Source organism: Dellaglioa sp. CoH-57-MRSF-21, assembly GCF_056781915.1.
The window spans coordinates 75140-95237 of the sequence record NZ_JBXAXU010000001.1 but is presented as its reverse complement, the minus strand read 5'-3'; the positions used below and the strand labels follow the sequence as shown (position 1 = coordinate 95237).

The 20098-nt window shown below is 33.4% G+C and carries 21 protein-coding genes and 1 tRNA gene; 8 read left to right on the top strand and 14 right to left on the bottom strand.

The window, feature by feature from the left end; all coding sequences use genetic code 11:
• Positions 1-6: 6 nt before the first annotated feature.
• The 3 genes from rsmG to lepB form a co-directional block, all read right to left on the bottom strand.
• Complete coding sequence (rsmG, locus tag AC1RPQ_RS00465) at positions 7-741, bottom strand: 16S rRNA (guanine(527)-N(7))-methyltransferase RsmG (RefSeq protein WP_481761068.1); 735 nt, start codon at positions 739-741, stop codon at positions 7-9.
• Positions 742-840: 99 nt separating this feature from the next.
• Positions 841-1791, bottom strand: coding sequence for a pyrimidine-specific ribonucleoside hydrolase RihA (rihA, locus tag AC1RPQ_RS00460; RefSeq protein ID WP_481761069.1), 951 nt, complete (start codon positions 1789-1791; stop codon positions 841-843).
• A 49-nt stretch (positions 1792-1840) separates the two neighbouring features.
• Positions 1841-2443, bottom strand: a complete 603-nt coding sequence (gene lepB, locus AC1RPQ_RS00455; protein WP_481761070.1) for a signal peptidase I — start codon at positions 2441-2443, stop codon at positions 1841-1843.
• Between the two features lie 477 nt (positions 2444-2920).
• On the opposite strand from lepB, the gene AC1RPQ_RS00450 reads away from it, so the two are divergent.
• Positions 2921-4369 carry a C40 family peptidase gene (locus tag AC1RPQ_RS00450; protein WP_481761071.1) on the top strand — a complete coding sequence of 483 codons (1449 nt, stop codon included), beginning with the start codon at positions 2921-2923 and terminating at the stop codon, positions 4367-4369.
• Between the two features lie 452 nt (positions 4370-4821).
• A tRNA-Ala gene (locus AC1RPQ_RS00445) sits at positions 4822-4894 on the top strand.
• Between the two features lie 80 nt (positions 4895-4974).
• Here AC1RPQ_RS00445 and AC1RPQ_RS00440 read toward each other — a convergent pair.
• Entirely contained in the window at positions 4975-5295 is a 321-nt protein-coding gene (locus AC1RPQ_RS00440) for an ArsR/SmtB family transcription factor (protein ID WP_481761072.1), read from the bottom strand.
• Positions 5296-5305: 10 nt separating this feature from the next.
• Positions 5306-5905, bottom strand: coding sequence for a cadmium resistance transporter (locus AC1RPQ_RS00435; protein ID WP_481761073.1), 600 nt, complete (start codon positions 5903-5905; stop codon positions 5306-5308).
• 169 nt (positions 5906-6074) lie between these two features.
• On the opposite strand from AC1RPQ_RS00435, the gene AC1RPQ_RS00430 reads away from it, so the two are divergent.
• Together AC1RPQ_RS00430 and AC1RPQ_RS00425 are read left to right on the top strand one after the other, a co-directional pair.
• Complete coding sequence (locus tag AC1RPQ_RS00430; RefSeq protein ID WP_481761074.1) at positions 6075-7085, top strand: YdcF family protein; 1011 nt, start codon at positions 6075-6077, stop codon at positions 7083-7085.
• A 211-nt stretch (positions 7086-7296) separates the two neighbouring features.
• Positions 7297-7518 carry a hypothetical protein gene (locus AC1RPQ_RS00425; RefSeq protein ID WP_409021835.1) on the top strand — a complete coding sequence of 74 codons (222 nt, stop codon included), beginning with the start codon at positions 7297-7299 and terminating at the stop codon, positions 7516-7518.
• Here AC1RPQ_RS00425 and AC1RPQ_RS00420 read toward each other — a convergent pair.
• Positions 7513-7824: a helix-turn-helix domain-containing protein gene (locus AC1RPQ_RS00420; RefSeq protein WP_481761075.1), complete on the bottom strand. Its 312-nt coding sequence runs from the start codon at positions 7822-7824 to the stop codon at positions 7513-7515. The two genes, AC1RPQ_RS00425 and AC1RPQ_RS00420, sit on opposite strands and share 6 nt — an antisense overlap.
• A 381-nt stretch (positions 7825-8205) precedes the next feature.
• Between AC1RPQ_RS00420 and AC1RPQ_RS00415 the strand changes: the two genes are divergently transcribed.
• Both AC1RPQ_RS00415 and AC1RPQ_RS00410 read left to right on the top strand, forming a co-directional pair.
• Complete coding sequence (locus tag AC1RPQ_RS00415; protein ID WP_481761076.1) at positions 8206-9744, top strand: zinc ribbon domain-containing protein; 1539 nt, start codon at positions 8206-8208, stop codon at positions 9742-9744.
• 18 nt (positions 9745-9762) lie between these two features.
• The gene (locus AC1RPQ_RS00410; RefSeq protein ID WP_481761077.1) at positions 9763-10608 is read left to right on the top strand and encodes a DUF6574 domain-containing protein; all 846 of its coding nucleotides are present in this window, start codon (positions 9763-9765) and stop codon (positions 10606-10608) included.
• A gap of 85 nt (positions 10609-10693) precedes the next feature.
• Here the strand turns inward: AC1RPQ_RS00410 and mnmG are convergent, their stop codons facing one another.
• From mnmG to jag, 4 genes are all read right to left on the bottom strand, one after another.
• Positions 10694-12604, bottom strand: coding sequence for a tRNA uridine-5-carboxymethylaminomethyl(34) synthesis enzyme MnmG (gene mnmG, locus AC1RPQ_RS00405; RefSeq protein ID WP_481761078.1), 1911 nt, complete (start codon positions 12602-12604; stop codon positions 10694-10696).
• A gap of 24 nt (positions 12605-12628) precedes the next feature.
• Positions 12629-14017 carry a tRNA uridine-5-carboxymethylaminomethyl(34) synthesis GTPase MnmE gene (gene mnmE, locus AC1RPQ_RS00400; protein ID WP_481761079.1) on the bottom strand — a complete coding sequence of 463 codons (1389 nt, stop codon included), beginning with the start codon at positions 14015-14017 and terminating at the stop codon, positions 12629-12631.
• A gap of 207 nt (positions 14018-14224) precedes the next feature.
• Entirely contained in the window at positions 14225-14677 is a 453-nt protein-coding gene (locus AC1RPQ_RS00395; protein ID WP_481761080.1) for a MarR family winged helix-turn-helix transcriptional regulator, read from the bottom strand.
• A gap of 26 nt (positions 14678-14703) precedes the next feature.
• On the bottom strand, positions 14704-15429 hold the full coding sequence (gene jag / locus AC1RPQ_RS00390) for an RNA-binding cell elongation regulator Jag/EloR (RefSeq protein ID WP_481761081.1): 726 nt from the start codon (positions 15427-15429) through the stop codon (positions 14704-14706).
• A 168-nt stretch (positions 15430-15597) separates the two neighbouring features.
• Between jag and AC1RPQ_RS00385 the strand changes: the two genes are divergently transcribed.
• Positions 15598-16452, top strand: coding sequence for an aldo/keto reductase (locus tag AC1RPQ_RS00385; protein ID WP_481761083.1), 855 nt, complete (start codon positions 15598-15600; stop codon positions 16450-16452).
• Between the two features lie 58 nt (positions 16453-16510).
• On the opposite strand, the gene AC1RPQ_RS00380 is transcribed toward AC1RPQ_RS00385, so the two are convergent.
• The 4 genes from AC1RPQ_RS00380 to rpmH all read right to left on the bottom strand — a co-directional run bounded on the left by AC1RPQ_RS00380 (position 16511) and on the right by rpmH (position 18194).
• Positions 16511-16708, bottom strand: a complete 198-nt coding sequence (locus AC1RPQ_RS00380; RefSeq protein ID WP_409021843.1) for a PspC domain-containing protein — start codon at positions 16706-16708, stop codon at positions 16511-16513.
• A gap of 86 nt (positions 16709-16794) precedes the next feature.
• Positions 16795-17595, bottom strand: coding sequence for a membrane protein insertase YidC (gene yidC, locus AC1RPQ_RS00375; protein WP_481762166.1), 801 nt, complete (start codon positions 17593-17595; stop codon positions 16795-16797).
• Between the two features lie 61 nt (positions 17596-17656).
• Positions 17657-17995 carry a ribonuclease P protein component gene (gene rnpA / locus AC1RPQ_RS00370; RefSeq protein ID WP_409021846.1) on the bottom strand — a complete coding sequence of 113 codons (339 nt, stop codon included), beginning with the start codon at positions 17993-17995 and terminating at the stop codon, positions 17657-17659.
• Between the two features lie 64 nt (positions 17996-18059).
• The gene (gene rpmH / locus AC1RPQ_RS00365; RefSeq protein ID WP_057974157.1) at positions 18060-18194 is read right to left on the bottom strand and encodes a 50S ribosomal protein L34; all 135 of its coding nucleotides are present in this window, start codon (positions 18192-18194) and stop codon (positions 18060-18062) included.
• Positions 18195-18704: 510 nt separating this feature from the next.
• On the opposite strand from rpmH, the gene dnaA reads away from it, so the two are divergent.
• A complete protein-coding gene (dnaA, locus tag AC1RPQ_RS00360) occupies positions 18705-20057 on the top strand; it encodes a chromosomal replication initiator protein DnaA (RefSeq protein WP_481761085.1) in 1353 nt (450 codons plus the stop codon).
• The last annotated feature ends 41 nt before the right edge of the window (positions 20058-20098 follow it).

The window sequence follows — 20098 nt, the reverse complement described above, 5'->3', positions numbered from 1 at the left end:
TCCTGACTATATCTTATTTACAAGTGGGGTACGTCCAGGTACACCCGCTTTTCTAGGGTATTTTTTAGGACTTAATTTGACTTTATCAACGACTAATAGATGACGTTCGTCATCTGAAATTGGTAAAGTAAATTCATGATTAGCCACAACTTGACCACCTAAAAGCTTGATAGCATATTCGGCATCGACTAATTCTTCGTCCATTTTTTGAGCTTTGAGAGCGATAAATTGACCATTTAATTTAACTAAAGGTAAGCACAATTCAGATAGTACGCTCAATCTTGCAACAGCACGAGCTGTCACGATATCATATTGTTCTCTATATAAACTTTTTTTACCTGCAAATTCTTCAGCACGATTATGAAAAAAAGCAACCCCTGTAATATCTAATTTGTCCGCCAATTCATTTAAAAAGTTGATACGTTTATTCAACGAATCAACAATAGTCACCGTTAATTGCGGAAAAGCAATCTTCAGTGGAATTGAAGGGAAGCCGGCACCTGCGCCGACGTCACAAATAGATAAGGGCTCGCTTTGTATTTCTTTTGAATAAAAAGCAGGCGTTAAAGAATCATAAAAATGTTTCAAATAAACGTCTGATTTTTCTGTAATAGCAGTCAGATTAAGGTTTTCATTTGTCATTACTAAAAATTCATAGTATGTTTCAAATTGTGCCATTTGTCTGTCTGTTAAATTAATGTCTTTTTCAGCTAATGCTTGACGAAATTCTTCTGGATTCATATGACTGGCCCTCCGTTATTTGTGAAACAAAACGATGTTTCACGTCCTGTTTAACTTTAACGTATTTAGGCCAGAAATACAAGCCAACTGTAAGATTCTCTATCCTACTAATTTATCAAATTTTTTAAGTTTTGAAATTAATAATTCGACAAATTTTGCACGGTCAATTGATAGTAAGACTTCTGTATTTTTTTCTAATCCCAATAAATCAAATTTATCAACGATTGTCTCACCTTTAGTAAGATCACCATTCACCTCAACATCAACATGGTACTTTTCACTTGTGAATAATTCAGGATGTAACATCCAAGCAATTGTACAAGGGTCATGTAATGGAATACCGTCGAATCCCCATTTTTCTTGACCATAGTAAATACCATAAAATTTCAATAACCCGTAGGCTGATTGCGCTACTTTATTATTAATCTTACCAATTTCTTCAATTTCAGAATCTAAAATTTGTGCTTGATGAGTTAAGTTTAATCCAGCCATAACCATTGGAATAGAGTCATTTAAAACCATTTTTGCTGACTCTGGGTCCACGGCAATATTAAATTCTGAACCAGGTTTAACATTTCCAACATCCGTTGAGCCACCCATAAAGACAATTTTTTCAATTTTATTTTTTAATTCAGGATAGACAGCTAAAAATAGTGCCATATTCGTCATTGGGCCCGTGACAACCATTGTAACTTTTTCAGCACTTTTAGATAATGTTTCTGCAATTAACTCAATTGCTGTTAAATTAGTTGCTGGAATTTCAGATTTAGGTAACTCTGTTCCATCAACACCAGTATCTCCATGAACGGCATCGGCAATCATTAATTCTTGTAGTAAAGGTTTTTTATTTCCACTAGCAACTGGAACATCTGTCCGTTCCATCAATGTTAGTAGTCGACAAGCGTTATCAAATGTTTTATCAGGTGTTTGATTTCCAGCGGATGTTGTCACCGCACGTAAATCAAATTCTGGTGAAGCAATAATCATCATTAACGCTAATGCGTCATCATGTCCTGGATCACAATCTAAAATAATTGGTGTTTTTGTCATAATAAAATCTCCTCTTCAATCGAATTATTTTTCTGCATTTTTAATGCAATTAATAAATATATTTATGATCAGCCTTATTAAAATTCCAGAATGGTACTTTTACAACACCTTGAATTTTCGACTTATCAACGAACCCCCAGTAACGACTATCATTAGATACTGAACGATGATCTCCTAGAACAAAATATTTATCTGAAGGTACTCTGATAGCTGAAGTATCTTTAGCCCATTGATTATCTACAGCCAATGACTTGAATGTCCAGTTTTTAGCATTTATGTTCTGAACCCTTGTCCCTACTGTTTTTTGATAAGTTGAAATATAAGGTTCTTCAATTTCTTTACCATTAACATAGACATGATCATTTTTAAATTCTACTGTATCACCAGGCATTCCAATAACACGTTTAACATACTCTTGACCCTCAGTTGCATCAGGATCTACGCCGTATGCATCAAAAACAACAGTACTAAAGCGCTTAATATCAATAACTTTAACAACAGCAACATGCTCATTATTAACTAAGTTAGGTTGCATCGATGGCCCATCAACACGTACCATTGTGACAACAAATGTTTTTAAAAGCATCGCGATTATTAAACCGATTGCAATCGGTATAATCCAACTCATTATTTCTTTAACTATTCTTTTCATATTTCCACCTAATCATTATATTTTTTATCCCCTTATTTAGTTAATTATACGCCAACTATTTAAGGACTTTCAATATCCAATAATTCAAATGATACCAGACAATGAAATCCCTTTCTATTAAAACTTAAAATTTCATTTGCAACCATGTAAAACGACTGGTATAGTTTTAATTAGTTCTAGTAGTATAGAAACATAAGGTTTCTGTAATATCTTTGTAACATCGGGGGGCAATATATTTTAATTTAAAATATATTGAAAGTGTTCTAAACCATTATTGCACATGGGATTTACTAAATTAAATAAATTATAAGTTAAATACATAAATCATCATTATCATTGATATATAAACATTACTTAGTATATATTACAAAATCATGCTAAGTTGTAATAGTTTTTGTATTTGATTGCAACACTAACCGGTTACAATAGTTACTGTAGTATAAATCCAATAAAATAAGAAAGTAGATGTGACTCAACTTGAATAACACACTTAAATCATTATTACTCGGTACAGTTGGTACCGCTGGCCTCCTTCTTGCATCTAACGCAACTGCTGATGCAGCAACAGTTAAAGTTCAAACAAACGATACTGTTTGGGCTTTTTCTCAGAAGTATGGCGTTTCAATCAAAACAATCGAAACTTTAAACAATATTGACGCAAATTCTCATATTATTGTAAGTGGTCAATCATTAAATATTCCTGAAAAGGATAGCAACGCTAAAGCAAGCTCAACACAAAAAAGTACTTCAGCTAAAACAAGTACTATCGTTACTACTAATACTTCAGTAAATAAAACATCCGTTACTGTTAAAAATGGTGATTCATTATGGTCAATCGCTAAAGAAAATGGCATTTCAATCTCAGCACTTCGTTCGGCTAATGGATTTGCTGATAACTCAGCACTTATCTTACCCGGTCAAAATTTAACATTAACTGGTTCAAAAGCGGTAGCTGCAAGTACTACTGTTACTCCCGCTAAAGTAACACCAGCTAAAACTGTTAAAGTAGAAACAAGTACTGCTAAACCAGTTGCTACAACTCCTAAAGCAGAAGTAAGTGCTGCTAAATCAGTTACTGCAACTCCTAAAGTAGAAACAGCTACACCTAAAGCAGCATCTACTACAAATAATAAGACTGTTACTGTTAAAAACGGCGATTCATTATGGTCAATCGCTCAATCAAACGGTATTACTATCTCAGCACTATGTGATGCTAATGGTTTATCTTCTAATTCAATGATTAACCCTGGCCAAACATTAAACTTAACAGGTTCAATGGCTAAAGTAGCTTCTACAACTGCTGAAAAAGTTGTTACACCTGCAAAAGCTACAACAACACCTAAAGCTGCTGTAACTTCTAATGCTACTTCAACACCTAAGGCTGCTACAAGTTCTAATACTGCTTCAACAGCTAACACTGCTGTTGCAAGTTCTAATACTACTTCAACAACTAATACTGCTGCTGCAAGTTCTAATACTACTTCAACAACTAATACTGCTGCTGCAAGTTCTAATACTACTTCAACAGCTAATACTGCTGCTGCAAGCTCTACAACACAAACAGCAAGCTACTCAGCAAGCAAAGTTATCTCTGTTGCTAAAGCATACATAGGTACTCCTTATGTTTGGGGTGGATCAACTCCTTCTGGTTTTGATTGTTCAGGATTCACACAATATGTATTCGCAAAAGTTGGTATTAACTTAAACCGTAATACTATTGGACAAGAATCAAATGTTTCTAAGAAATCAACTGCTGCTGCTCAACCTGGAGATTTATTATTCTGGGGAGCTCAAGGTTCTACATACCATGTTGGTATTTACTTAGGTGGTGGCCAATATATCGCTGCTCCAGAACCTGGTCAAAATGTTAAAATTGGTGCATTAGCATATTACCCTGCTTCATTTGCTGGTACTGTTAATAAATAATATTATGAAGGTCCCACTCACTAAGTGAGTGGGACCTTTTTTTATGGATTTTAATATATAAAGTATTCTGGTTCGGAATCTATAAAAGTTGCTAAGATTGGAAATAAGTCCGTTAGAAATCTGAATTTTATTATTTGTTCCTTCTAAAAGAGTATTAATCGAATAATTATTAATGTTTGGAAATATCTTCACATCACGCCATCATAAGATTATGTCTGCTATTTAAAAACAAAAATCTTATACTCTTCGGCTTATTCATCATTAATCAAAAACTGGTATTTAATGCTTTTTACCCTACTATTAACAAGTGATATTTGAAACCTTTTATCTTTAAAAATCGTTACTCATTTTAAAATGTTTCATGTGAAACATTTTAAAATGGCATAAATACATAGAAGCAAAACTAACTTTTTCTTTTAATTTTGGCTATTTGGTGTATTATAAAGCTATTCGGGCCCTTAGCTCAGTTGGGAGAGCGTCTGCTCCGCAAGTAGAAGGTCGACGGTTCAAATCCGTTAGGGTCCATAGTAACCACTACAGATTTTAAAAATCAAAAAAGAGATTAACTTCAATTTGAAGTTAATCTCTTTTTCTTACGTTTCTATTTAATAAGGTTTTCCATTTGCAACGTGTTTTGCATGTTGCAACAGCGCTGTCATAGTTTCAATAATATGCGGATCGTCAATTTGATAGTACATTAACTTTCCTTCTCGTCTCTGACTAATTATTTGATGCGTTTTTAATAAACTTAATTGATGAGATAAGTTTGTTTGTTCAACATTAAGTATCTTTGATAATTCAGTTACATTATATTCATGTTGTTCCAATAAATAGATTAATTGTAATCTTATTCGATTATTCAATAGCTTAGTTATCATAATTGATTCATCAAGTTCACTTTTTGGAATTTCATTGTACGGTTGCATTATTTTCCTCCTACATAAAGTGCTGAATAGTACCACTTTCTAATAATATATATAGACCTAAGAAAACATAAACAATTAGAGTGATTAAATTACCAAAATTTTGAAAAAATTCTTGGATTTTAGGTAAATTAGTAATCATTTTACTCAACCATGTAATGATACATAAGAATATAAAAAATAGCATCAGTACAATAGGTACATCCCTAATAGATAATGTCGTGAAAAATGGGACGTAGATAGCAAGATTATCTGGTCCACAAGTTGCAATAGTAATCATAATTACATTTAAAATTATGCCTTGACCCGGTTTTCCTAATTTCTCCCGGACCTCATTACCCTCATCTTCATCACTAAAATACATTTTTATACCCATTATAATCGGAATAAGTCCCAAAAATCCTAAGATCCATTCTTCAGGAATCAGTTTTAACCAAAAGGCAGCAATCAAACTAACTGCTATAAGCGTCCCACTACCAAGTAGCTCTCCTATAAATATTAATTTTTCTTCATGTTTATTTTTATACTTAGCAAAAATAATAATTAGAATTAAAAGATAATCGATATTTGTTGAAATGAATGCGAGTACAGTTGAACCTAATAGTGTGACCATTATAGCATCTCCTCTATATGATATATTATTCATATGATATTTTGTTCATGTGAATAATATATCATATGTTAACGTCCATGTAAACGGTTAAATATAAATTTATTAGTACCTTATTTATTCAAAAATATGCTAGAATTAGTTTATTATCTATTACTTCGGAGGAATTCATATGGACTATCTAATACTGTTACTACCTATTTTATTGTTAGCTATTTGGTATATCAGCTTTCACAAAGAACCACGTCAATTAATTAATGGATTTCTGTTCAATATATTTGTCATTTCTTTAATAGGTGTACTCGCTACTTCCCCTATCAATTTTATGAAAAATAGCGCTGTTTTTATTATCATTGTTGGCGCTATAGGTTTGATATTACTTTCAATTGCAACTATTCCATTTTTATTAATTAATACTGGACTAGTCTTTAAACGTGAAAGTTATTCATTAGCTAACATGCTTGGACTACTACTTGCTATTGTTCTTATCATTCGCTGGTTTGTGACACCTTTAATCAGTACGTGGCCTTGGTATCTTCAATTACCATTTAATTTTGCTTCGTTGACTGGCTTATATCTTATGTTCGCTTTTTTAAATTTCTTGTCTGTTAGTATTTTATATAGCTTACGACGTCCAAAATATGATCAAGACTACATCATTGTACTAGGTGCAGGTTTAATCAACGGTTATAAAGTTAGTAAACTACTTGCCAACAGAATCAAACGTGCTACCAATTTTGCGGACAAACAAATACTATTAGGCGGTAAACGCCCGATTATTATTTTTTCAGGTGGGCAAGGTAATGATGAGTCTATTTCAGAAGCACAGGCAATGCAAAAATGGGCCATCGACAGTGGTTATCCAGAAGAATTTACATTACTAGAAGACAAATCAACAACGACTTTTGAAAATATGCGTTTCTCAAAAAAAATAATTGATCTTGATCATAGAGGGGATCATATTTTATTCAGTTCAAATAACTACCATATCTTTCGTGCTGCAATATTTGCACGAATGGTTGGTGTAAATGCTCAAGGCATTGGCGGGAAAACGCCATGGTATTTTTTACCTAATGCGTTCTTGCGTGAATTCATTGCTATCATAATGCTTCATAAAAATCGTCATTTTATAGTTATTTTGTTGCTCCTTTTACTGTCTATTTTTCAACAGCTTTTTAAATAATTATTACTTCAATACTTACTTAAATTAATTAATCTACTTAAAAGGATAAACCTTTAATTTATGTCATATTGACAAAACTCAGTACTATCGTTAGAATTAATTTTTATTAATATCAGTCTTATAAATTAACTATTTTTGTTGTAATCTAAGCATTAGCTAATAAAAGCTAATGCTTTTTTTATACAGTTTTTTAGTAAGGGAGATTTTATTTATGAATGGGATAGATATACACGATAATTTGAAGGTATTACAAGATTTAAAATTTTTAATTTATGACTTTAGTAACCATAGGATTGATTTTCACAATTTTGATATTTTAACTTTAGATTTACCTACCAAACAAATTGATTTAGTCTCAGCCTATCAAGCACAAAAAATTGACCACACTATTGAAGAAATAGCATGGTCAATCATTAATGATAATCATTTATAAACGGATTACTTTAAGCAATAATTCAGCTGTCGCTTCTCTTTTTTCTTTGGGTAAAGAAGCAAGATAATTAATCAAATCCAGCGTTGCAACACCTTTTAAATTTTGATTAGTAAAGAAGTCAGCTAACGTCATATCCAGCGCTTCAGCAATATCTGATAATTTTTTTATTTTAATATTATCTAACTTACCTCGCTCTATCAAAGAAATTAAACTAACAGAAGATTTTGATTTTTCAGCCAGTTGCTCAATGGTCATATTCAATAATTTTCGTTTAGCACGAATTAAAATTCCTATTTTTTTAAGCATATTAAACTCCTAATCAGAAAGGTTCTCTTTATGGTAAAGGTTTTTAAAACAATCAAACAGATTATAGCTTATCTTTTTTTAATATATATATATATACAAAAACCTTTTAAGCTGATAAAATAACTTAAGTTTCGTTTAAGGTTTGTCTTTATTCGTTGATTTAGTAATTTAAATCTAAGGAGGCCACGGGGGGTATTACTAATTCTGCATCTAACAACCTAAAAAAATACATAAGTACCAATGATTAAAATCCTATTTTATGCGATTGAGTTAGCCATTATTTTATAAACTAAAACTCGCTATGTATACACTAGATTTGGTAACTTTTAGTTAAGTAGTCAAAGTTAATCATATTATTAAGGTAGTTAAAAAGGAGATCCAATGATTAAAAAAGAACAAATCTATTATGCGCCTTCAGATGATTTATCTGGGAGTACGACAAAAAAATTCTGTCCTAATTGTGGAAGTGAAGTTCCTAAGGATGGTAATTTCTGTCCTAATTGTAATTTTGATTTACGTGTTAATTCAGTTGCGTCACAGCAACCTGTTACGCCGGTTCAACCAACACAACAACAAATGCCACCTACACAAACACGAACTGCAAATCCTAAATTACCCATCTCAGGTAAAACAAAATTCATCAGAATTTTGATTGGTATTATCGCTCTTATTATTGTTGTTGGCTACTATGCTGGAACAAAATATTACTCAAAAGAAAATCAAATTGAACGAATTACAGATGCATTAAAAACCGATAAAAACATGGAAGCTTATTTTTCAACATCGGATACGGCATTAAAAATTACTGATGAGTCTATGAAACCTGCATCAGATGCATGGGGTAGTACAGACTCTCTTAAAACTTTTAAAAACGAATTAACCAATGGAGCAAGCACTTCAACACATTTTCATTTAAAAGAAAATGGTAAACATTGGTTATTATTCCCTAAATATACGGCTGACTTTTCAACCGTTTCCGTTAACTTATCAACGAATAGCTCTGGGGCTGTTATCAAGATGAATGATAAAAAAGTTGCTACAGCTGACTCTGATAATTACAGTAAAACAATCTCAAATCTAGTTCCCGGTAACTACACAATAGAAGCAGCTGGCTCTATTGATGGTACTAAACTAAATAATAAATCGACTGAGACGCTCACTAGTTCAACTTCTAACGTCAATTTAGATTTAAGTACACTTACTTTTAGAATTAAAAGTATCGCAAATGCTGATATCTATGTTAATTCTAAAAAAGTTGGTACAACTGATGATGATGGTTCTGCAACAATTGGCCCTATTGCCTCTTCTGGAAACAATCGATTGCAGCTTAAAGAAAAGGTCGGAGACAACACTCTCGTTACCAGTGAATACCAAATTTCAGGTAGCGATGATGATAACGACGTAACTTTAAATAATACAGATGAAAATGGCTTTCAAGATAGTTCTAGTAGCAATTTATTCAATATTAATTTTCCTAATATGTTAACTCTAGATGATGCAGAAAGTTATATAGACAATTTATTTACCCAAATTGATGACTACACTATCGATGGTGATGACTCTAATGAGGATTCAAATGATAGTTATGGCTCAATAGGCAGTTTCTTTGTTAATGGCTCAAGCAATGCAGATGCCAAGGCATGGGTGACTATTGCTAAAAATTATCATGATGATGATGCAATCAGTAGTGTCTCTTATGACGCTAAAGTATTATCAGTAACACCGACAGATAAAAATAAATTTGATGTCGCTTATGATGTTACTTATACGTTCGATTTCACTGATAGTGACGATAATTATTCAACTAAAACACAAGTATTTAGATATACTGCTAAAGTTAATTATTCTAATAACGATGACTTCTTAATCAAGTCAATTACACCCGCTAAAAAAATTAGTGAAAAAATTGAAGACAACTAAACTTTGGAGGAAATAATCATGAAAACATGCCCAAACTGTAGTTCACAACAACCAGAAAATGTAAAATTTTGTACAAACTGTGGATTTGCCTTTTCCATTAAACCAGCCCAAGAAACGGCCGCAACACAATCACAAAACGTACAAGAACCAACAAAATTCCAACAACAATACACGCAACAACAAGATACTAAAGCTCAAAATGAGAATATTGAACAAGCTAAAACATTCGCATCAAATTATTGGTCTTATTTCTTAAATGCCATTAAACATCCCACAATTTTAGAAAATGGTCATAAATATTTCGGCTTTACGACAATTATTTTATTCGCCATATTTAATGATATTTTTGTAAAATTAATAATGGATAATGTTGCTAAATCTGTTAATTCAAGTCTATTTTCAGGACTCTTTAACACTCAAAGTACCTATGCGCCAACAATTGACAGTAGTGTCTACGCAAAATTATTTTTCTTAACACTACTAGCTTTTGCCTTTTACATACTAATTGGATTTTTTGTTCGTAATGTTGTTTTAGGCGATAAGAGTGATACCTTACTTTCATTTACAAATCGCTTTACACACTACCTCATGATCAATCTTGTATTAGCTGTCCTTAGTATGCTTTTCATGCTACTTGGAATGAGAGGCCTTGCTGTATTCATGTATGCTTTAATGGCCCTTATCATGAGTATTGCTTTCATTTTATCGATGATTATTGATACAAATCCACTTAAAATAGATAAACTTTACGGCGTTGTCATTGGACAACTTCTATTAGCTTTAGTTTTCATGATTGTTATGTCAGTATTTGCTGTCAGTTTAGCAGCCAACATAGCTTCAATCATCTCTGCAGCTGGATTTTAAGTTTATTGCTTAACCTAATTATAAAAAGTTAAAAAGGCACCAATCAAGTATACTTGATTGGTGCCTTTTCTGCATTTCTGTACTATTAATTATTAACTTTAGCAATCTTACCCTGTTCAATATAAACAGCAAGAATTGATAAATCAGCAGGATTCACACCACTAATACGACTAGCTTGAGCTAATGTTTCTGGTTGAATCTTAATGAATTTTTGACGCGCTTCCGTCGCAATTCCTTCAATAGAATCGTAATCAATATTTGTTGGAATTTTTTTAGCTTCCATACGTTTTAACTTCGCAACTTTTTCTTGTGCTTTTTTAATATAGCCTTCGTACTTAAATTGGATTTCTACTTGTTCAATAATTCTATGGTCTAATTCATGGTCAGGACCTGGAATAAACTTCTCAATGTCTGCGTAAGTTACCTCAGGGCGACGTAAAAATTCATTAGCCAACACGCCATCTTTCAAAGCGGCACTATTATGTTCTGCTAAGAATGCATTCACATCTTCAGTAGGTTTAATACGGAATGATTGTAATCTAGCTTTTTCGGCTTCAATTTCAGCTTTTTTAGCTTTAAAAATAGCTAATCTCTTTTCAGAAATTAAACCAATATCATATCCTTTTTCAGTTAAACGTAAATCAGCGTTATCATGACGTAAGATTAAGCGATATTCAGCACGAGATGTTAATAGACGATAAGGTTCGTTTGTCCCTTTTGTTACTAAATCATCAATCATAACACCGATATAAGCGTCACTTCGATTTAACGTAAAATCTTCGCGGCCTAAAGCACGTAACCCAGCGTTAATTCCTGCCATTATTCCTTGTCCAGCAGCTTCTTCATATCCAGAAGTCCCGTTTGTTTGACCAGCGGTATATAAATTCTTCACTAATTTAGTTTCAAGCGTTGGTCGTAATTGATAAGGAGCCACGACATCATATTCAATCGCATAACCCGGACGCATTAATTCAGCGTTTTCAAGGCCCTTAATTGAATGAATAATATCTTGTTGGACTTCTTCCGGCATTGACGTAGAAAGGCCCTGAACGTAAAATTCGTCCGTTGAACGGCCTTCTGGTTCTAAGAAGAGCTGATGACGAGGTTTATCAGAGAAACGAACAATTTTATCTTCAATAGATGGACAGTAACGTGGACCCACACCTTTAATAATTCCTGAGAACATAGGTGCACGATCAAGGTTAGCATTAATAATCTCATGCGTTTTCAAGTTGGTATACGTTAACCAACAAGATAATTGATTTTTAACATCAATATAATCTTCATCAGGTGTTTCAAAACTAAAGTGGTTAGGTTCAACATCCCCTGGTTGTTCATCAGTCACACTGTAATCAATTGTATTCCCATCAACACGAGGTGGTGTTCCAGTTTTAAAACGTTCTAAATCAAATCCAAGAGCTTCAAGATTTTCAGATAATTTAATTGCAGGTTGTGAATTATTAGGACCTGATGAATAACTCAATTCGCCAATAATAATCTTACCGCGAGCAGCCGTTCCAACTGTTAAAACAACACTTTTAGAACGGTATTTTGCCCCAGTATTTGTTACAACACCATGACATTCGCCATCTTCAACAATTAAACTATCGACTGTTCCTTGACGTAACGTTAGGTTTTCTTCTTTTTCCATTGTATGTTTCATTTCACTTGAATAAAGATGTTTATCAGCTTGTGCCCGTAATGCTCTAACAGCTGGACCTTTACCAGTATTTAACATACGCATTTGTACATAAGTTTTATCGATGTTACGACCCATTTCGCCACCTAAGGCATCAATTTCACGTACAACAATTCCTTTAGCTGGACCACCAATTGAAGGATTACATGGCATAAAAGCAACCATGTCTAAACTAATTGTGATAAGTAATGTTTTATTACCCATTCGTGCAGCAGCGAGTGCTGCTTCTGAACCAGCATGTCCAGCACCAACCACAATTACATCATAATCTGGGCCGTCATAAGTTTTAATGTCCATTTATATTCTCCTATTTACTAACAATTATTTACCTAAACAGAATTGACTAAATAATTCTGTGAGTAATTCATCTTTGTAGCTATCACCAGTGATTTCACCAAGTAATTCCCAACTTCTAGTCATGTCAATTTGAACTAAATCGATTGGCATACCGGAAGCAATCCCAGTGATCACATCATCTAAAGCAGTCTCAGCTTGATTTAACAAGCCAATATGACGAGAATTAGTAATCATAACTGTTGTTTGGCTATTTTCAATTCCACCAAAGAATAAGTTAGCAATTTTTTCTTCAAGTTGCTTCACACCTTCATGATTTAAGACAGAAATAGAAATAATTTCCGTTGGATCAACCATACTTTCTAATTCTTTACGATCTAGATTTTCTGGTAAATCTGTTTTATTTAAGATAACAATTCGTTTATCATTCTGTGTTAATTTAATGAGCTGCTTATCTTCAGCAGACAAAGGTTCATTGCTATTCAAAACAAGCATGACTAAATCAGCTTGAACAATCGCTTCTTTCGAACGTTCAACCCCAATTTTTTCAACCTTATCTTCTGTATCACGAATACCGGCAGTGTCTACCAATTTCAAAGGTACACCCATAACGTTAACGTATTCTTCAATCACATCACGCGTTGTTCCAGCAACATCAGTTACAATGGCTTTATCTTCATGTAATAAGTGATTCAAAAGACTTGATTTACCAACATTAGGTCGACCAATTATGGCAGTAGCTAATCCTTCACGTAATACTTTACCTTGTTGCGCTGTTTGTAGTAATTCTTGAACATATTGCTTAACATCACGTGCTTTTTCAAGCAATAATTTAGTCGTCATTTCTTCACCAGCATCGTATTCTGGATAATCAATATTAACTTCAACTAATGCCAAAACATCTACGATATCTTTACGTAAATTGCGGATTAGACGTGCTAAATTACCATCTAACTGATTTAGTGCAACTTTCATTGAGCGATCTGTTTTAGCACGAATTAAATCCATAACAGCCTCAGCTTGAGATAAATCAATTCGACCATTTAAGAATGCTCGTTTTGTAAATTCACCAGGTTCAGCTAAGCGTGCCCCATTACTTAATAATAATTGTAAAATTTGATTCGTTGGTACAATACCACCATGACAGTTAATTTCAATCACATCTTCACGTGTAAATGTTTTAGGTGCTAACATAACTGAGACCATGACCTCATCGACTTCTTCATCCGTTTTAGGATTTAAAATATGTCCGTAGTTAATGGTATGACTATCAACGTTACCTAAATTTTTCCCTTTAAATACATTATTAGCAATTTGAACGGCATCCTCACCACTTAATCGAACAATTGAAATGGCACCTTCACCAGGTGGTGTTGATATAGCGGCAATTGTATCAAATTCTGTTAATTCTGGCATATCTTTAAATACTCCCTTCAAGTGCTCTATTAGCAGTTAATTAATCATATTCTTTAAATTTTTTCAAACAAAAAAAGGGCCCACTCCACGCCCTAAAAGGACGTGGATAAAGCACCTTCACTACTTTATCTAATATTAAGTTCAATGCCAATAATATACTTTTTTTACCGACATTTGTCAACAAGTCTGTTTGATGATTCTAATTCACTAACCACGAATACCGCGATTTTCTAATTTATTAGTAATCACTTTTAATTCATTAACATAACCAAGATATTCTTCTTCAGTCATATCAAATGAAGTAAAACAATTCGACATTTGTTTCATAATTCTATGTTTACTTCTTTTAGCTTTTCCAGTCAATGAGACATTCACACGGCGTTCATCCTCAGGATCTCTAGTCCGAAGAATCCAATCATCCTTTTCCATACGTTTTAAAAGTGGTGTTAATGTTCCGTTATCTAGATGTAACTTCGCACCAAGTTCCTTCACCATAACAGGTGACGTTTCCCACAATGAAAGTAACGTAATATATTGCGGATACGTTAAGCTAAATTCCTTCAGTGATTCTGTATAAAATTTATTGTAATCTTTTTGTGCTGTGTAAATAGCAAAACATAGTTCATCTTCTAATTTTTCTGGATCATGTTTTAAAGCCATGGGTGGGGACTCCCTTCTATTACTGACTATTTTTTATTTTTAGGCGCTACAATTACTGAGCGCTTAGGTTCTGTTCCAATCGATGTTGTTTTGATTCGGTTATTTCGTGCTAAATAAAAATGAATTTGCTTACGTTCGTTAGCAGGCATCGGGTCTAATTGTACCGTCTCACCCGTTCTAATAACATCCTTGGCCACTTTAATTGCAAGGCGCTCAATCGTTTCTTCGCGACGTTTACGGTAGCCACCAACATCTAGAATAACATTCATTCTGCTAACTGCTTTTTGATTCATATTAACTTGTGCTAAATATTGCAAAGCATTTAAACTTTTACCGTGTTTACCAATTAATAATCCTTGTTTACTCGTATTAAAATCATATGTTACCTGACGGCGCTCAAATTGAACATTAATTTCTGTATCAATACCCATTAATTCTGTAATGTCGGCCAAATAATAACCAACATCATGAACTGCTTTTTCATTAAGTTGACTTCTAGCAGCTTTTTCTGCTGCTGTTAGAGGCTTTGATGTAACACTATCTTTTTTTTCATCAATAATTTTCTTGCTTACTGGTTTTTCTGTTATTTTTTTTTCAATTAATTCAACTTCTGCCTTTTTGCGGCCAAAAAATAAAAATCCAGACTTACCTTCATTGATTATTTTAATTTCAATCTGTGTTTTTTCAAGCTTTAATGCAGCCAAACCGTTACTCACAGCTTGATCAACATTTTTTCCAGTAAATATGGGCATGTTCATCCTCCAAATATAATTATCATCGTTATATTATAGCACTAATTGACCCCTTATCTATACCCTTTTTCAGAACGATTTTTTTGAAAAGTTCTTTCATTTGACAAAATCTATAGGACTCAGCCTATAATGAAAATACTAAATATAAAAACTCGGAGGATTAATTCTATGAATAAATTAACAGACACATATGAATTAGCAAATGGTGTCAAAATTCCTGTTGTTGGTTTTGGTACTTGGCAAACACCAAGTGGTGATGTTGCTAAAGCATCTGTAAAATCAGCATTAGCTTCTGGTTACATACATTTAGATACTGCTGAAATGTACCACAATGAAAGTAGTGTTGGAGAAGGTATTGCCGAAAGCGGTGTTGCTCGTGAAGATATCTTTTTAACAAGTAAATTAGCTAATACAGCTCATACGTACGATGAAACACAAACAGCATTTGCACGAACATTAAAAGATTTAGGTGTTGATTACCTTGATTTATTCTTGATTCACTGGCCAAATCCTGCTGCTTATCGTGAAGATAATTGGGAAAGTCATCTTCAAGAAACATGGCGTGCATTTGAAGATCTTTATAATGAAGGTAAAATTAAAGCCATTGGTGTTTCTAACTTCCGTCCTCGTCATTTTAAAATTTTGGAAGAAACACAAACAATTACACCAATGATTAATCAAATTAGATTAGCTCCTGGTGATACTCCCAAAGAGACAATTGATTATTGTCACAAGCATAATATTCAATTAGAAGCTTATAGCCCATTAGGAACTGGTGCTATCTTTACGGAACCAACAATGGTTAAAATTGCTAATCGTATTGGTCGCAGTGTTGCACAAGTTACCTTACGTTGGTCATTACAAAATGGATTCTTACCACTTCCCAAATCTGTTCATGCTGACAGAATTGAAGAAAATACTCATTTATTTGATTTTGAATTATCTGATGAAGACATGGCAGAAATCAACTCTCTAGATGGTGTTGTTGGTCATGCTCAAGATCCAGATACAGCAACTTTCTAAAATGTTTCACGTGAAACAAAAATGCGTAACCAGATATATTCTGGTTACGCATTTTTAGTTATCTATAGTTTGATGATGCATTTGGCATGACTATTGCACATATGATGTAAACAATAATACCAGGGAATGCTGCACTCAGGACACTTAAAAGAACGTACCCTATTCTTGTTAATGTTGGGTCCCAGTTAAAAAATTCAGCAATACCACCGACAACACCAGCAATAATTCTATTATTAGATTTTGTTAATTTTCTCAATTTTAATCCTCCTCTTGTTAACCTTTTATGTAATTATATCCAAAATAAAAAACCAAAGCCACTAAATGGACTTTGGTTTTCAAAAATTACTTTTTGTTACGGCCCTTATAAGCTTTCTTTTTCGCTTTTTTAATAGCCTGTACTTTTTCTTTTTCAAGACGTACTTTTTCTTCACGTTCACGTGTAATTTTAAATGGATTATTAATTAACAATGTTTGTCCAACTGAGAATGCATTGGTAATAACCCAATATAATGACAAGGCTGATGGTAAGTTAACAGCTGTCACAAGAATCATTATTGGTGTACCATAAACCATCATCGTTGACATTGAGTTTGCTTCAGGTTGGGACATAACACCCAACTTAGAAACAAAGTAAGTTAAGATTGCAGCAAAAATTGGTAAGATGAAGTACGGATCTTTATCACCAAGCTGTAACCATAAAAATTCACCCGTCTTCAAAACGTTCGTTCTCAAAATAGCTTGATAAAGAGCTAATAAAATCGGCATCTGTACTAATAATGGTAAACATCCAGCAACAGGATTAATGCCTGCTTCTGCATATAATTTCTGTTGTTCTTCACGTAATTTTTGAACAGTTGCAGCATCTTTACCAGAATGCTTAGCTTGAAGTGCCTTCAATTGAGGTTGAACTTCAGCTGTTTTACGCATACTTTTTGTTTGATAAATCATTAATGGTAATAAAATAACCCTAATGATTATGGTAAAGATGATAATACCAACACCATAGTTCCCACCAAATAATTTTGAAAGGAAAATAATAGCCCTAGAGAAACTGAGGATGATACCGCCATCCCAAATTCCTGTACTATTTTCCGTTATTGGTGTTGTACTACATCCCGCTAGGACTAACATTAACCCCAACATACTTAATAGGACTAAAAATCGCTTACTCTTCTTTTTCACAAGAATACCCTCGCTCACTTTATTAGTCTAAAATTTTAGCTATTTTTAAAACATGTGTTAATTGTTTCTTGGATTCCTCTTGCGACAACCAAGCAACAGATGGTCTAGCAATAACCAAAAAATCGCAATCTTGTTTAAGATCTGGTTTCAATTCTAACAACGATTGACGAATACGGCGTTTAACCCAATTACGAGCAACAGCATTCCCAATACGTTTTCCAACTGAAATTCCAACTCTAAAATGAGCTTGTTCTGGTTTTTCCATCATATATATAACATACTTTCGGTTCGCACAAGATTGACCTTTTTTAAAAACTGTTTGGAACTCTGCTTCTTTTTTAACGCGATATGATTTTCTCATGTAATATCTCCAGTTAAATAGATACTGTATCTTTGTAATAAAAAAAACCACTGAAATCAGTGGTCTATGCAGACAATACTTTTCTACCTTTACGGCGTCTACGTGCTAAGACGTTACGGCCGCCTTTTGTACTCATGCGTTTACGGAAACCATGCACGCGTTCACGGTGACGTTTTTTAGGTTGGTATGTTCTTTTCATAATTTAGGCACCTCCTTAAATACTTAATGTTTCAACTAATCGGTATCTTGATAAAAATAAGATACCAGTGACGTCAATTTCACTTACCGGAATATAATACCATACTTCTTTCTTCTATGAAAGAAAATTATTAGAATTCAATGTAATTTAGTTATCCACACTTTTTCGCTATTTATTTTTTAGTTGTGGATGAGTTGTGAAACACATCTTGTCGTCCACAACTCGGAACACACACTTTTTCACAATAAACAGCCTGTTAATAAGTTATACACACCCTTAACTAAAAACTGTTAATAACTAATGAAAATCCTTTAATAACATACTTTATTTCAATCACTCATTTGTGGATAACATGGCAAACAAAACTGGTTTATCTTTTTATGCCCACCCCTGTGGAAAACTTATTAATGACCCTGTTATTATTTTTTACACATTTTTTTAAACCTGTGGAAAACCCTTCTTTAAAATGCTAAACTGTAGTTACGATTTATTTAAACAAGGAGGCTTTTTGTGCTTACTCTCGAAAATTTATGGTCCTCACTGACTGATTATTTCAAAACGCAACTCAACCCTGTTAGTTACGAAACTTGGATTTCATCAGCTGAACCAAAACAATTTATTAATAACGACCTTATTATTGAGCTACCCTCCCAGCTACATAAAACTTACTGGATACAACATCTAGCACCAAAAGTTGTTGCGTTTCTTTACGAATCAACTGGTGAAGAAATCAATCCCGTTTTAAAAATAAAGGGTGAATTAACCGCGGGCGGCCAATCAAATATGGCAGTATCAAATAGTTCAAACTCTAATAACGATAATGTCCCTACCTTTATGCGTGATGCCAAATTAAACGATAGATATACCTTTAGTACCTTCGTTACTGGAAAAGGTAATCAGATGGCCCACGCTGCTGCTTTGGTTGTTTCTGAAGAACCTGGCCGCTTGTACAACCCGCTCTTTTTCTATGGTGGTGTTGGTTTGGGTAAAACCCATTTAATGCACGCAATTGGTCACCAAATGCTTCTAAACAATCCTGATGCAAAAGTAAAATACGTTACAAGTGAAGCATTTACTAACGGCTTCATTAACTCACTTCGAAATAATACGCCCGAAGATTTCCGAAAAGAATATCGTAGTGTTGATCTCTTACTGGTGGATGATATTCAATTTTTTGCCGATAAAGAATCAACACAAGAAGAATTTTTCCATACATTTAACTCTTTATATGATGATAAAAAACAAATTGTCTTATCATCTGATCGTTTACCAAACGAAATACCAAAATTACAAAAACGTCTTATATCTCGCTTTAAATGGGGTCTTTCAGTTGATATAACCCCTCCTGATTTAGAAACTAGAATTGCTATTTTAAGAAATAAATCTGATGCTGAAAATCTTGAAATACCAGATGATACATTAAGTTATATTGCTGGCCAAATCGATTCGAATATTCGTGAACTTGAAGGCGCTTTGGTTAGAGTACAAGCGTACGCGACCTTATCAAACTCAGAAATAACAACGAGTTTAGCCGCCGATGCCTTAAAAAACTTAAGTTTAAAAGATAAATCAAATGAAATTTCAATTGCTATTGTTCAAGATCGGGTTGCTAAATATTTCCACGTTACTGTGGGCGATTTAAAAGGAAAAAAACGTGTTAAAGCAATTGTTATGCCACGTCAAATTGCTATGTACTTAAGTCGCGAACTTACCGACAATTCCTTACCTAAGATTGGATCTGAATTTGGTGGTAAGGATCATACAACGGTTATTCATGCTCACGAAAAAATTGCTGTAATGTTAGAAACTGATGACAAACTTCAGCGTCAAATTTCAGATCTTAAGAGTGAACTTAACCAATAATAGTTGTGGGCAATTGTGGATAAGGCGGCTTGTTTACTCAC